This is a genomic window from Lysinibacillus sp. JNUCC 51, assembly GCF_015999525.1.
In the GTDB taxonomy this organism is placed as follows: Bacteria; Bacillota; Bacilli; order Bacillales_A; family Planococcaceae; genus Lysinibacillus; species Lysinibacillus xylanilyticus.
Genome location: NZ_CP065545.1, coordinates 2,637,884 through 2,652,396, shown reverse-complemented (window position 1 = coordinate 2,652,396; position 14,513 = coordinate 2,637,884). Strand labels below are relative to the sequence as shown.

11 protein-coding genes and 3 pseudogenes are annotated in these 14,513 nt (G+C 34.9%); 4 read left to right on the top strand and 10 right to left on the bottom strand.

Annotation, left to right across the window (positions count from 1 at the left end; all coding sequences use genetic code 11):
• Positions 1 to 224: 224 nt before the first annotated feature.
• Together JNUCC51_RS12820 and ltrA are read right to left on the bottom strand one after the other, a co-directional pair.
• A complete protein-coding gene (locus JNUCC51_RS12820) occupies positions 225 to 749 on the bottom strand; it encodes a carbon monoxide dehydrogenase (RefSeq protein ID WP_337988374.1) in 525 nt (174 codons plus the stop codon).
• A gap of 173 nt (positions 750 to 922) precedes the next feature.
• Positions 923 to 2,185, bottom strand: coding sequence for a group II intron reverse transcriptase/maturase (gene ltrA / locus JNUCC51_RS12815; protein ID WP_337992226.1), 1,263 nt, complete (start codon positions 2,183 to 2,185; stop codon positions 923 to 925).
• Positions 2,186 to 3,184: 999 nt separating this feature from the next.
• On the opposite strand from ltrA, the gene JNUCC51_RS12810 reads away from it, so the two are divergent.
• On the top strand, positions 3,185 to 5,113 hold the full coding sequence (locus JNUCC51_RS12810; protein ID WP_337988373.1) for a sigma-70 family RNA polymerase sigma factor: 1,929 nt from the start codon (positions 3,185 to 3,187) through the stop codon (positions 5,111 to 5,113).
• A gap of 298 nt (positions 5,114 to 5,411) precedes the next feature.
• On the opposite strand, the pseudogene JNUCC51_RS12805 reads toward JNUCC51_RS12810, so the two are convergent.
• Together JNUCC51_RS12805 and JNUCC51_RS12800 are read right to left on the bottom strand one after the other, a co-directional pair.
• Positions 5,412 to 5,687: pseudogene (locus tag JNUCC51_RS12805) on the bottom strand (manganese efflux pump); the annotation flags it as partial.
• A 149-nt stretch (positions 5,688 to 5,836) separates the two neighbouring features.
• Positions 5,837 to 7,072 carry an IS110 family RNA-guided transposase gene (locus JNUCC51_RS12800; RefSeq protein WP_337988372.1) on the bottom strand — a complete coding sequence of 412 codons (1,236 nt, stop codon included), beginning with the start codon at positions 7,070 to 7,072 and terminating at the stop codon, positions 5,837 to 5,839.
• A gap of 366 nt (positions 7,073 to 7,438) precedes the next feature.
• Here JNUCC51_RS12800 and JNUCC51_RS12795 point away from each other — a divergent pair, with 366 nt between their 5' ends.
• Positions 7,439 to 7,798, top strand: a complete 360-nt coding sequence (locus JNUCC51_RS12795) for a winged helix-turn-helix transcriptional regulator (RefSeq protein WP_337988371.1) — start codon at positions 7,439 to 7,441, stop codon at positions 7,796 to 7,798.
• Between the two features lie 62 nt (positions 7,799 to 7,860).
• Here the strand turns inward: JNUCC51_RS12795 and JNUCC51_RS12790 are convergent, their stop codons facing one another.
• The 5 genes and pseudogenes from JNUCC51_RS12790 to JNUCC51_RS12770 form a co-directional block, all read right to left on the bottom strand.
• Entirely contained in the window at positions 7,861 to 8,388 is a 528-nt protein-coding gene (locus tag JNUCC51_RS12790; protein ID WP_337988370.1) for an NAD(P)H-dependent oxidoreductase, read from the bottom strand.
• A 341-nt stretch (positions 8,389 to 8,729) separates the two neighbouring features.
• A complete protein-coding gene (locus tag JNUCC51_RS12785; RefSeq protein WP_337988369.1) occupies positions 8,730 to 8,930 on the bottom strand; it encodes a hypothetical protein in 201 nt (66 codons plus the stop codon).
• A gap of 476 nt (positions 8,931 to 9,406) precedes the next feature.
• Positions 9,407 to 10,006: pseudogene (locus tag JNUCC51_RS12780) on the bottom strand (erythromycin esterase family protein); the annotation flags it as partial.
• Between the two features lie 103 nt (positions 10,007 to 10,109).
• Entirely contained in the window at positions 10,110 to 10,622 is a 513-nt protein-coding gene (locus JNUCC51_RS12775; protein ID WP_337992225.1) for an alpha/beta fold hydrolase, read from the bottom strand.
• Positions 10,623 to 10,681: 59 nt separating this feature from the next.
• Positions 10,682 to 11,032 (bottom strand): annotated as a pseudogene (locus JNUCC51_RS12770) (recombinase family protein); the annotation flags it as partial.
• A 516-nt stretch (positions 11,033 to 11,548) separates the two neighbouring features.
• Between JNUCC51_RS12770 and JNUCC51_RS12765 the strand changes: the two are divergent.
• Positions 11,549 to 11,938 (top strand): RidA family protein, encoded by a 390-nt coding sequence (locus tag JNUCC51_RS12765; protein ID WP_337988367.1) that lies wholly within the window; start codon positions 11,549 to 11,551, stop codon positions 11,936 to 11,938.
• Between the two features lie 347 nt (positions 11,939 to 12,285).
• Here JNUCC51_RS12765 and JNUCC51_RS12760 read toward each other — a convergent pair whose 3' ends face one another.
• Positions 12,286 to 12,813 (bottom strand): NAD(P)H-dependent oxidoreductase, encoded by a 528-nt coding sequence (locus tag JNUCC51_RS12760; protein WP_337988366.1) that lies wholly within the window; start codon positions 12,811 to 12,813, stop codon positions 12,286 to 12,288.
• Between the two features lie 371 nt (positions 12,814 to 13,184).
• Between JNUCC51_RS12760 and JNUCC51_RS12755 the strand changes: the two genes are divergently transcribed.
• Positions 13,185 to 14,138: a protein kinase family protein gene (locus JNUCC51_RS12755; protein WP_337988365.1), complete on the top strand. Its 954-nt coding sequence runs from the start codon at positions 13,185 to 13,187 to the stop codon at positions 14,136 to 14,138.
• The last annotated feature ends 375 nt before the right edge of the window (positions 14,139 to 14,513 follow it).

The following is a 14,513-nucleotide window of genomic DNA, read 5'->3' as shown; positions in this document are numbered from 1 at the left end:
TTCTAGTTATTAATAGTAGAGATTGTGTTAAATAGAAAAATTGAAGTTTCGTTTTATGTCATGTCAATTGAGAGGTTTTTAAAAAACCATAAAAGAATTTAGTTTGTAAAGAATCTGGCATTTAAAAACGTAAATGATGAAAAAAGAAAATCCCCCAAGTTATTACTTGAAGGATTTCACATATTTTAACATCGTTCTTAAATAATTTTATTTTCTTCATCAGATTAAATTGAATTTGCAATTTTAACAAATATTTCAGGTGTCACTTTATGAGCAACGCCTTTATAGATTCCTAGCATATATTGCAAATCATTTTTTTCAAAGACAAAAAAGTTAAACAATTGGTGTTCAAAGTAAATCCCTTTCGTGCCATCTTGAAGTGTATATTTTTTACCTTCAAAGTCCAATTTATCTTTTAGTGATCGAATATCAATTTTAAAAATATTTTCTTTTATATCCTTATTAACAAACCTAATTTCCAAGTTGTCATTAGCATTGTTTTCCTTATCCTCCACAAATCTTGCAAATTTGTGGGTAAAGGGAATAGATGGTAGGAATGTCGGTAAATTCACAGTGCAATTAACATGTTTTTCAAATTCCTTAATGGCATCTTCTACAGATTTATATCCACTTTCGGAATATTTTTTCTCAAAGGTAGGTGGTTCAGTATTAGCATATGCTCCTTCATTATCAGAAAAAATAATTATCCAGGAAATAAAAATCATATAAGTAACAACTTTTTTTGACATTTGTTGTTCACCTCCAATCACTTTTCATATCTGTCTTAGTATTTCATCAAAGGGGGGAAATATACAGATACTAAATAGCGATTACAAAATTAGGCTTCAATCGAGTAGGAGGGAGTGATTAACTCCCGACCTCTCACACCACCGTACGTACGGTTCCGTATACGGCGGTTCAATTAAGATGAATAACGCAAAGATTCGTAACGACTTTGCAGACTTTTCAACCCTTGGCTTCCCCAGTAGGAATTGCCGAGGGTTCTGTGTAATATGGGGCTTTTTGAGATGCGCCAGTATCCCTTTCGGGTATTTCCCCATTCGTATGCTTTTCCGTATGGAACTTTTAAACGAATGAGATTTCTGACTCTCGTTCGGGGTTTCTTCCAATTCTTCCAAAGGCACATTCGCAGCCTCCTTTTAATCCAGCCGTCTAATCTGCTGAATATTGAAGGTGTGTCTGCTAGCGCAAAATATCCGCACCATCCAATTAGATATTGGTTTAATTTCTCGATACGGTGTTCCATTGGAACCGGTTTCTTTCTAGAGGTAATTTCCCGTATTTTCTTCTTCATTCGTTGAAGGCTTGTTTTCGCCACTCGAACTTTTGGTTCTTTATGGTGTGAGAAACTAAAACCCAGGAATTTTCTATTCCATGGTCGGTCCACCGCTGATTTGGATTCATTCATTTTCAAGCGTAGTTTTCCTTCGACGAATCGCTGTACGCTTGCTATTGTACGGTCTCCCGCACGTTTACTTTTTACATAGATATTGCAGTCGTCTGCGTAGCGAACGAATTTATGACCACGTTTCTCTAATTCTTTATCCAACTCATCTAACACGATATTAGAAAGAAGTGGGCTTAGTGGTCCACCTTGCGGTGTTCCTTCCTCAGTACTTGAAACAACTCCATTTATCATGACACCAGCTTGGAGATATTTACGGATAAGTTTTAATAATGATTTATCGTGAATTCTTTTCGCTAATGTTGCCATTAATCGGTCGTGGTTGACCTTATCAAAGAATTTCTCTAAATCCATATCCACAACCCAACGATATCCTTCTTTCATATAACCCTTCGCTTTTCGGACTGCGTCATGAGCACTCCGATTTGGCCGGAATCCATAACTGTTGTCCGAGAAAGTTTGATCATATTCCTTTGACAATATCTGCGATATGGCTTGTTGAATCAAACGGTCTGTCACGGTTGGGATTCCTAATAGACGCACACCGCCGTCTGGTTTCGGGATTTCGACACGACGTACTGGTTGCGGTTCATAGGTTCCCGTTAGAATTTGCGCTTTAATGGATTCCCAATTTTCGAGGATGTGCTGACGTAAGGTTTGTACGGGCATCATGTCTACTCCATGTCTTCCTTTATTCGCTTCCACTCGCTTTAATGCTTGTATCATATTCGGACGTGCTAGAATTTGATTCAACATCACCATTTCGTTCCTTTCCGTGAATAGCTTGTCTTCTTATGCCCATCTGAACTACACCCTCCGCAAATACCCTCATGGACTTCACCATTACTTTCTATGCGTGAGGTTTCTCTGTTTTCTGTGTTTATTCATTCAAGATGGAATGCCAAGGGCTATTCTCTCTTAATTGTTCGGTCCTTCCGATTAGTTCTAGACCCAATCGTATTATGACCTCGGCTGACTTCTGATGGTTCAGCTACTTGTCATCAAGCAGGTTATGAAGGGTACTTCACGTTTCCATCAGACCTCCCCGGGTAAGCGTATGCACTTTCACACCATCTATCCGCCTCATTTACTCGATATGACCTTCGACAGAAAGGATTTTGTGTTGTTATGCACACTCATCCAATCATACCTAGCCTACTATGAGGTTCGTGTTCCTCGGACCGGTGTTTTGCCTCCAGCTTCCTTCAGATTCCGCGTCGCCACGGACACCCTTGCTCTTGGCTAACCTCTACTTCTGTCTTCGGTGTTCGGGACTTGCACCCTATAGTTCATACGCATGCCGGGCGCACATAAAAAAAGTTCAACCAGAAAGTTCTGGATGAACTATATAATACAAAGCCCCCGTTAGCCATCCATGAAATGCAAAAATCAGCACTTCACCACAGAAAATGAAAGATGATTATGTTCTTTCATGGGAGTTTATAAGTGCATTTATTCACAAACTTAAATGATCTACTTAGCAGATTAGTTCAATTATTAAAGGAATGCTGCCCCGTTAGCTGCAATAGAAAAAGCGATCTCTCATAATGAAAATCGCTCGTATCTATTTTTTACTTTTTCACCGAGAGTGCTGATTAGCCAAAATATTTTTTCAACATACATTCATCTTGATAAAGTGTCGTTTAGTCGTCCATTATTGCAATTCTCTACAAAATATAAGAAAAAACAAAAAAATTCATTATTTAGTGAAACCTTTTCATCTAAAATGTTACTCTAACAATAATAGGAGGTATTTAAATGGAACAATTAGTAAGAGCAGCTATCGACGGTCAGCAAGCTGCATTTGAGCAGCTAGTAGAAGCTGAAAAGTCTAAACTTCTCGCAAAAGCTTACTCCTATGTTGGTAACAGAGAAGACGCATCAGATATTGTACAAGAAACATTGCTGCAAGCTTTCAAATCAATGTATCAATTAAAAGAACCAAAATATTTCCCTACATGGCTGTTTAAGATATTAATACGACAATGTTTTGCTTTTCTACGACAAAAAAAGCGTACACTAGTAGTGGAAACCGAGCTTATACAGCAACAGCTAATTGAACAAGAACAATCAATGAACTACGAATTTGTCCATGAGTCATTGTCTTTACTTCGAAAAGATTATCAAACCGTACTTATATTATTTTATTTTTATGATTTTAAAGTACAAGAAATCGCCTATCTCCTAGATAAGCCAATCAATACGATCAAAATGTATTTACATCGTGGTCGTATCCAATTAAAAAAGCAACTAGAACAACGAATGAACAAGCCAATTAAGCAGAAAGAAGTGATACATATGCTAAAGGAACAACTAGCGAAATTAGCGTTAAACTTTGTGTCAATTCCTGATAACTATCAATTACTAGTAGAGGATTATTCAAACGAACAAGCTACATTTATGTGGTCGACAGACGAATTAGAAGAAGGAATTGAAGTGTCACTTGATCCGAACGGAAAATTATTAGATTTAACTAGACCTCCTTCAACAACAGGTACACTTGTCACAACGCAGCAGCAGCAAGCCATTGCAGAACAATTTTTAACAGAGCAATACACTGAAGCCTTAGATTATTTAACTGTGTCTACTATCATTGAAAAAGAGGATGAAACAAAGTTTTTATATAAACAATTTGTGGGAGGCTATCCTCTTGAAAGCTATTACACAAAAATAATCGTTTCCAAGTACGGAGAAATCATTGATTTTAAGTACAATGGCTACACAAAAGCTCCACCAAAAATCCCTACGCAGCTTGCCAGCAAGGACAGGATTTTACAACAAGTATTTAAAGCGCCATGGACTTTATTGATGAAGTATTTAGTTAGTGACAATTATTCTGTTGCACAGTCTGGCCTGTACCCGATTTACGAGAGTCCAATTGTATACCAGTCATTTAATGCAATTGATGGAAAAGCATTATTTGAAGAGGAAGTTGAGGAAGATGTAGCTTCCTTCACCAAGTTTCCTTACGTACAACCACTCGAAAAGCAGAAGACACTTGAAAATATTATAGGTGTAACAGATTGTATGGAAAAACTACGGGAAGTCGAAATGGATGAAAATACACTGGGCATTGTATGGCGAAAAAAAGATTGGAAAGCTCCGAAAGATAAATCGATGGAAAATTTCCTGCTTGAACGTATAGAGGATACGGTGAAGGCGAAGGTTGATAAGCATTCAAGGAATTTAAAGGAGTTCATGTGGTTTAAAGAGCGTACAGGTGAACTGGATCTTTCGTTCGAAGCTTGTCGCGATATTGCTTGTACATTTATTGCGACATATTTTAAACAATATGTTCCTTATTTACAAATGCAAATCAAGAAACCATCCTTTAATGAGGTGAACCGTGCATTTTTCACTTTTCCGCTGCACGTAGCTCATGGCTTACAAATAGAGTGGGAACATTTTTACGTTGGTGTAAATAAAACGACGGGATTCATCGATATATTAAGGTCTCCTAGTATTGACCTAGAACTTCTTTACTCCTATGATTCTGCAACTATTCAACCTATAGAGAACGTAATACCTGCCTTAAAAGAGGCCGATGCCTTTTTGCAATGGTCTAGACAGTATGATGAAAATAAAAACGATGAAGTATTACAATATCGATTGGGACAATCGGAAACAAAACAGCGGATTGTTGGTATAGATGCAACGACAGGACAACTTATCGTCAGTAAACTTTAAATAAAGCGGAGTAAAATAGCCCCGAGAATATATAACTTTTAAAAGCCTACAAATGAAACAAAGAGACCCAGAACAAGTTATCTTTTCATACCAAATTGTTATCAAACTAAAAACTCTCCTATTCATTCTATAGAGAAAACCACCTAAAGCATTATTACATCAATGTTCTAGGTGGTTCTTCTCATAAACCACGCTTAAACTACTTACGTTAGCACAAGAAGCGATTGCTATAATTGAAGAATCGCACTCGTTACTTTAAGTCGTAAGTAACTCTAAATCAACTTGATGAACTAATATTTTATTTTTCTACACATTCGGTTTTTTCTTTCATACTACGATGTATCATATTAAATAAAATTGAAGCCAAAACCCCTATCGCTAAAAATATTAACCAACACCCGGAAATATGGTTGAATTTATTTAACCAAGCTCCAAGATAGTTTCCTAAAGAACCTCCAAAAGCCCAACAGGCTTGAAACATTCCGAAATACAAACCTGCTGGTTTGTTAGCGCTAAATTGTGCTACCGTCATTTCAGCTCCTGGCAGTACAAGTGTTTCTCCTAACGTATAAAGAGGAAATTGTACTAAACCAGCTAATAGTTTGTCAATAATTTTCTGTTAAAAGTTTAATAGGCACATGCTATACTAAAAAAGTGCATGACAAATAACCGTCCTAAAGTTTGTATTTGGAAGGTTTTGTTTGATTTAGTTGTACCTACTTATCAAGCTAAATCTTGGTACGTAGTTTTGTTTTTTAATAAGGCAAAAATCCAATGTAAGAGTTTATTAACACAAGCTATTATCGCTACTTTAAAAGGTTTTCCTTCTTCACGTTTTTTATCATAAAATTCACGTATTTTCTTGTTTCGAGGAATGATTGTATCGTCTGTTTTAGTTTTTCTGCAATCCCGTATTGCACAACGAACAGCCATAAACAATGCATGACGAAGTCTACTTGAACCTCGTTTTGTAATTCGATTCTTGGTCGCTGAAAATTTACCTGATTCGAAAACACTTGGGTCAACTCCAGCGAAAGCCACAAGCTTTTTAGGATTATTAAATCGATCTATTTCACCAATCTCAGAAATAATCGTTGCAGCGATCTTTTCACCGATACCTGGGATAGATTTGATAATACTATATTCTTCAATTTCTTTAGCGAGGGCATCTATTTCTGACTCTAACTTTGATAGATGCTCTTTGTATTGAAGAAGGATCTTTATATACATATCAAGACTTAAAATATGACTCTGGTAAACTGTTTTTTCAAAAGGATTACGAGCTGCAGCTGCTTTAAGTTGTAAAGCTTTTTCATTTGCCCATCTAATGGACCTACTCTTACATAATTCATATATTTTGTCTGTAATGGATTCTTCACTTGCTTTCAAAATATCTTCTGAAGAAGGGAACTCTGAAAGAGTTAATAGTGAAACATTAGAATATAAATCTCCGAAAACCCCTTTATATTCAGGAAATACCTGTTCAAGGACTGCCTGAAATTGCAACTTAGTTTGAATCATTACGCCAGTTATATTTTCATGTTGTCTTGTAAGGTTACGAAGATTTAATAACTGAACGCCACGCTTTTTATATGGCTCTAATTCCTCTTTATAGAACAATTCACAAAGAAGATAGGCATCAATGGCATCCGTTTTTACTTTTCTCAAACTCGATCCTCTTGCCTTATATGAAATTAACGGATTAATAATAATCAATAAATATCCTCGTTCTTCTAAATGATGTATGACAGGAGCACCATAGTGTCCTGTGGCTTCTAAAATGATTGTAGGCTTCATACCAGCCTCGTTTTTTACATCCTCTAAAAATATTACAAGGTCATTAAGACCTTCTAAAGTATGAGTCACCTTAAAACTTTTACGATATGGTTTGCCTTTATCTAAGAATGCTTGAACCTGGCTTTTTCCTTTTGAAATATCCAGACCAACGACTGGATTCATTATTAATCTCCTCCTAGAATCATAGTTTGCCAGTTACCCCTAATCCTCCATGCAGTGTCATAGCTTCGCTTGTTATACGAGATCTAAGTCCCAACCAGCCTCAATCATGTTTCTGCAAGTAGGGGGCGAACGGTTTAGTTGACGGGGTCAAGCCCCACGAGCAGTTACGTTCTACCCTGGCTACTGCTATAATAAAACCAAATAAAAAATGATCAACCAGAAATATCTGGCTGACCTTATAATACGAACGGAGCAGGTTAATAAATTATCGCCTTAGAAAATTTTATATCGATTTTGCTTTACATTCTTGCTATAAGATTACATAATAATATATTGTAAATAATTACCTAAAGGAGTGTGTAACTTGTGCGCGAAACCTGTGTTCCGACTGGCGTAGAACTAAAAAATACTGGTTTTGGATATACGTTGTCCTTAATAGGTGGTAAATATAAAATGATCATTATGTATTGGCTGGCCGAAAATAAGGTCATGCGACATAATGAATTGAAGCGATGTATTGGTACTATTTCCTTTAAATCGTTAAGCGTTATGTTAAAAGAGCTTGAGGCAGATGGTCTTATTATACGTAAGGAATTCCCACAAATACCTCCAAAAGTTGAATATTCATTATCTGAACGTGGTTGTTCCCTCATTCCCTTGTTAGATATGATGTGTGAATGGGGAGAGAAAAATAACTCGGTAGATTTTACGGCGGTACAGAAGTAGGTATATCCATAAAAAGAAGTATTTCTTGAACAAAGAAATACTTCTTTTTTATTACTTTACTATTATATGTTTTCGACAAAATTGAAATAGTCTTTGACACTTTTTTCTACTTCACTTGTACAAGGTTTATATTCTGCTCCATAAAAAGCAAAGAACGAACGATAATCTGCTTCGCAATACAGAGCTGTAGCTTTAAACGGAACCAATACTTCTTCAAGCGTATATTTATACCTTCCATTTTCATCATAATCCTCGTTTTTAATTCCAGTAGAGACAGCAAAAGCAATTTTACGATTCTTTAGGCTATCTCCTGTTGAACCATAGGCCCATCCATAAGTTAAAACATCGTCCATCCATTTTTTTAATAGAGGTGGACAATTAAACCAATATACTGGGAACTGAAAAATAAGACTCCCATGAGATTCAACCAATTTCTGTTCTTTTTCCACGTCTATGTTCCCATCAGGGTATACTTTATATAATTCGTGGATGGTGTATTTTTCCGGATGTTTTTTGAGTTCTTCTACCCAGCTTTTATTAATAACTGATGTTTCTAAGCTTGGATGTGTGACAATAATAAGAGTTTTCAAAGATTTGTCCTCCTTAAGATTTATATCTTGATAATAACGCGCACACTGCAAATATGTAAGTATGCACTTTTAGTACAGGTACTTACATAAAGGTGAGTGTTAAACTGGTCACAAAATATTTTTTCTATAAGGAGGGACCAACGAAACTATTATCAGCAAAATAGAATAGCTGCACTCTCGGGTTCACTGTTCGTTGTACGAAAAGATGTGTACTTAGTCATTTATGGCTTTGAAACAAAGCCACGATGTTTATAAAAAGTTGCGAATTACACCCCTTTAGATATTCTTTGTCCAAAGGGGTGGGTTGTTAGTACAAGGTTATCTAGTTTGAGATTCTCTTTTTATTCTGTAGTTGTATAATTTTTATTTTTAAGATCTAACATATATCCTATTACTACAATAAGAGATGCTATTGCACAAATAGCATTTAGCCAATTAAATTCGTGTTCTGTTGTAAATTTAGAAGTAAATTTCATGCTATTAATGACAAAAAAAGTTCCAAAAATACCTATTTTTAATTGTATTGATTTCAAGCTTTTCACAAGGTTCACCTCAAAGAAATTTTATTTATTATTATATAATAATTTTTTTGGAAAATGTGAGAGTTTTTGATAATTTAATATGGGGTAGCGTCCTGAAAATACGGATTTACAACGTTAAGATATTTGAGACATTAAGAAGTCTTTATTCTCAATAACTCACTTTTATCTCAAAAGGATTTACTCTATTGGAACGAATTAAAAAAATTGATATTATAAGACTTCTTATCCTTATCGTTTTAAAAACGCTAAATCTTGACTCTACCCCCTGATGAGGATAATGACTAAGTGGCAAATGGTGCTGTTGATGTGATGGCATATTAACTGCAGTCCGACTATATAATGCGCCTAGATAGGTTTTAGATACTCTGACGGAATGAGCTGCTTCGATAGTTTGCTATTTCTATATTTTTATTAAAAGCCCAATTCGTTCAACTAATAATCAGTGGAGATGATGAAAGTCCCCACTGATTAAAGTTTCACTTTATATAATTTGGCTTACTTACTTTATCAATTAGTAGAATACCATCATATTGATCGCGTGGAACTAGACTTTCCTCCATGGTTCCCCCGCTATATGATAAGCGTGGCTCAAACATCCATGAGTTCCCTCGTTCATTTTGACGGCTGCGTAAGTCGATAAATGTGTAAGGTTCATTTGTCGATGAAAGAATATCCTCGATTGATCCTTTTATTGGCGGTAAGACAGCCATTGGTTCGCGCAGATTGTTTGCAGTTTCACCACTAGCCATATAAAGCCCAAGTACATAGCTATATTTTTTATAAATATCTGGTAGACGTTCACCCATTAATTTTACCGGAATAGGGGAGCCCATTACTTCGGATTGTGCTTTACGAATATGGTCATTATGCGCCCATACTATAAATTTTTCAGTTGGATAAATCTCTTCCGCTAACCAAAGTAGGTTTTCCATCATCGCTTGGTCACGCCATTCCATTGTCTTTAAGAAAGAATCATATTTATCTTGTTCAAGGTCAATAGTTGTTTTAATTGTTAATTCTACATATTCCTCCGCTAAACGGATACGGTCAGCAAAAGTATGTTCCATAAGCTTTAGAAAAGCTACCTTTGACTTCGGTAGCTTGATCTTAAACTCTTGCACCCATTAGTACAATAAGTTCAATAAAAAGAATGTTAATACTGCTTAAATATACATTTACCTAATTATTGTTATTTAAATCTATAAATTTCAAAATAGAGTTTGTTAGTTTATCTGGACATTCTTCCATTAGCACATGACCATAGTTCTCAAATTTTTCTACTTTAGCTTCTGGTAAAGCTTCCTGATAAGATCTAAACACGTTATGAGGAACAAGCTTGTCAACTGTCCCATAGATTAATAAAACTGGCATGTTTAACTCCCCGACTCTCTCGGAAATGACCCCTGTATCATTATCAGCAAGTGTTTTGGTAATCACATAAGGTATATTAGGGTCAGGATAAGGTTTTGTCCACCCCTCCATCAATTCAGGGGTAAGCTTTTCTAATGGAAGTCCTAACATACGTGACATCATTTTTGCTTTTGGCGGGCGTTTTAACATTTGTTTAAACATACCATTTAGCCAACCTCGTTTAGCAAGATTTTGAAGGAATGAATTGATTCCTTTCCGAAACCCATCAGGAGCCACAAGAGTTAGACTTTTAACAAGCTCTGGAGCTTTTTTCTTTTTCATTGTACGTCTAGCGAATCCAGCCAACTTTTCTGGATCATTTTGAGTATCTCGTAAACTTATCGCATAATCTAACTGTTTTTTAGTGTATTTATTTGGCCTGCCTCCACGGAATTTTGGTTGCTGTTTAGCAATAGCTTTTCCTTCCTGGGTACGTTCAACAATTAGATTCCTCTCCATTTCAGCTACAGCAAGTAACGTCTGTAAAAAAAACGCCTTATTGTCGTATCTTCAAGCAATCTAACATTACGCACATGCACTTTTACGCCTTTTGCGAATAATTGTTCAATTATCCCGATGCCTTCTTTAGTGTTACGAGCCAATCTATCCAATTTGGTTACAACAATCTTGTTATCTTCTTTTAATTTAGACAGCAGCTCATTTAATTGAGGGCAATCTGTCTTTATTCCCGTGATACAGTTGATACCCTCAGCCGTAAATCATGAAAAAACCTCTCATTTCTATTTCTATATCCTTTTACGAACCAAAGTTATGACACCATTCGATACCTTGATATTACTACACTAACTCAACGGTATTAATACTGTTGAGTTATGACACCGAAGACTTTTTTTAAAAAATTCAATAAAATCACTTAAAGACTAAAGAAAAATAATTTCTCACAAACACATTTATTATCTCGTGAAATAAGCTCACTCAACATAATAAAGGCACGTTTTCTGCATAGGAGTAGTCTAAGCCTTGAAAAATATGATTTAAGAAATTGATTAAAAGTTTGCATGTCTATGAAAAAGATGGTAGCGTAGAAGTAACTATAGGTGAAAGGAGAGAATCCACATGAAAAAAAGATCATTACGTTTTTTAAGTATGGGAATTGGGTTCTCAACTGCTGTTTTTTTCTAAAATTGAGTTTCTGAGGGATAAGTCTGCCCTTTTTTAGAAAAATAATAACCTAGAGGAGATTAACCATGAAAAAAATAACACGCAAAAATCCAAGCCAAGTACCAAGCCCTGTTGGCAACTACAGCCATCTTACAATAATTCCTAAAGATGTAACAATGTACGCATTGTCTGGACAAATTGGAGTTGGGATTAATGGTGAATTACCATCATCATTGACAGAGCAGGTTGGGAACACATTAAAAAACATCCAATTAATATTAGAGGCAGAAGGACTAAATGCGGACAATGTGGTGAAAGCCAATATTTGGGCAACAGAAGTAATAAATTGGGATGACTTCGACCAACAATGGGAAACAATGTTTGGAAATCCCTATCCTTCTATGACGATTGCTTATATTACTGCATTAGGGCTGCCTGAAATTAAAATAGAAATTGATATTTGGGCTGCTAAATAAAAAGTATAAATCGACAAAATCCTTAAGGATTTTGTCGATTTTTCATATAATTATCTTGCTATAAAAAACGGTTCTATAATATTTTTTTGGGTATTAACACAATTACATGCATAAAAAAAGCACAGATTCACTGATTTTTATAAACTTGAATTGTTCATTATTCAATATTCTGTCTGAGCCTTATAGATGAAAGACGATGAACCTTACGCTCTCATAAGTTCTGAAAAACCATCAAATTTGCTAACGGTGGTATATTAATTAGCCTTTTTCCTATAAAGTTATTTACTTTCGAGGCGAAATTATTCAACACCCCCCTCAATTAATACTTCTTTTTTATTACTTTACTATTATATGTTTTCGACAAAATTGAAGTAGTCTTTGACACTTTTTTCCACTTCACTTGTACAAGGTTTATATTCTGCTCCATAAAAAGCAAAGAACGAACGATAATCTGCTTCGCAATACAGAGCTGTAGCTTTAAACGGAACCAATACTTCTTCAAGCGTATATTTATACCTTCCATTTTCATCATAATCCTCGTTTTTAATTCCAGTAGAGACAGCAAAAGCAATTTTACGATTCTTTAGGCTATCTCCTGTTGAACCATAGGCCCATCCATAAGTTAAAACATCGTCCATCCATTTTTTTAATAGAGGTGGACAATTAAACCAATATACTGGGAACTGAAAAACAAGACTCCCATGAGATTCAACCAATTTCTGTTCTTTTTCCACGTCTATGTTCCCATCAGGGTATACTTTATATAATTCGTGGATGGTGTATTTTTCCGGATGTTTTTTGAGTTCTTCTACCCAGCTTTTATTAATAACTGATGTTTCTAAGCTTGGATGTGTGACAATAATAAGAGTTTTCAAAGATTTGTCCTCCTTAAGATTTATATCTTGAAAAAATTGCACACTGCAAATATGTAAGTATGCACTTTTAGTACAGGTACTTACATAAAGGTGAATGTTAAACTGGTCACAAAATATTTTTTCTATAAGGAGGGACCAACGAAACTATTATCAGCAAAATAGAATAGCTGCACTCTCGGGTTCACTGTTCGTTGTACGAAAAGATGTGTACTTAGTCATTTATGACTTTGAAACAAAGCCACGATGTTTATAAAAAAGTTGCGGTGGATACAATATCTTTTTTAATGTATAATTGTAAAGATTTACTATAAAATGAAATTGCAGATTTGACATCTGGGTTAGAGAAATTTTTTAAACTTATGGAGGTTGAGATGGATAATCAAAAAATAATGTTTATATGTAGTCATTACGACGTTATCCCCAAAGAGATAGAAATTTTTAGAATGGGTGAAAGGATTTTAGCAAAAATTGAAGCTGAGTATACATATTTCTTAAAAGGAGAACAAGCTAATAAAACCTATTGGGAACAATGTTGTAATTTTGCTAATAATCTATCAGAAAAAGGGATGAATGTTTCTCAATATGTAAAATCTAAAAGTGGTTATTATGTTGTAGAAATTGAGGAGAAAGTATATTCATTAGAAAGAGAACTAGAGGGCGAAATAATTGAAACTATAACAGATGCAGAGCTTGTTGAAATCGGTAGTTTGTTAGGTGTTCAGCACTACATCTCTCAACAACTATCAACTCCATTCAACACAGCTACTTCTTGGAGTTTATTTGGTGGAAATCAAACTGATGCAATTGGGGATTACGATGAAAATGAGTTAAGCTTTTTAGACTTTAAAAAACAATTTAAATTGCACCCCACATTTACTAAAATAGAATCTTTATATAATGATTATCGTCAAAGATTAAAGCTAATTTGGGGTGATTTACCACAAGGGGCGATTCAAGGTGATTTTTGTTATTACAACATGTTAAAACAATATCAAGGAAGTCTGGCAATTTATGATTTTAATCTAGCTGGAAATGAAGTTTATTTAAATGAATGTATTGCAGTTGGTGTATATCATGCTTGGCATGTCCCCTACAAAGGTAGATTAAATGAAACAGAGCGGTTTAAATTATTTATTGATTCATATAACAAAGAACGCCCCTTAAATGAATTAGAAAGAACTTATGCTGCTTACACAAAAGCCATTATACGTGCTTTTCGTTTTGACCGTGTAGAAGATGGTATTTTGTTAGAAAGTAAAGAAGATCAAGATTTATTTTTACAAGAAACGTTACATATACTTGAAGAATTAGAATTTAATACATAGTGATAGAAAGGATACGTGTTAATTATTCTCCTCCCTGTTTCAGTCAAATTATAATGCGATTGTAACTTTGTAAAGTCTTATTAAATTTTCATCCTTTATATGAGAATAAATATAAAAAGCATGTTTTGATCAATCTTTTTCAAAACATGCTCATATATCCTTATTGCCCTGAAGCACCTCATTGAATAAAGAAAAGGGCTATGTTAAAAGAAAAGGTTGATTTATAACGTTTAGGAATCCGCTGTATATGCAAGTTTTTATTCAAAATATGACTCAGTGCAATTTCTTTTGAACAGCATTGAAAGCTTTGTTGTATCTAAGTTCAAACGATAGTGCATAAAAAGGGGTATATGAATGAAATAAGAAAAAACACTT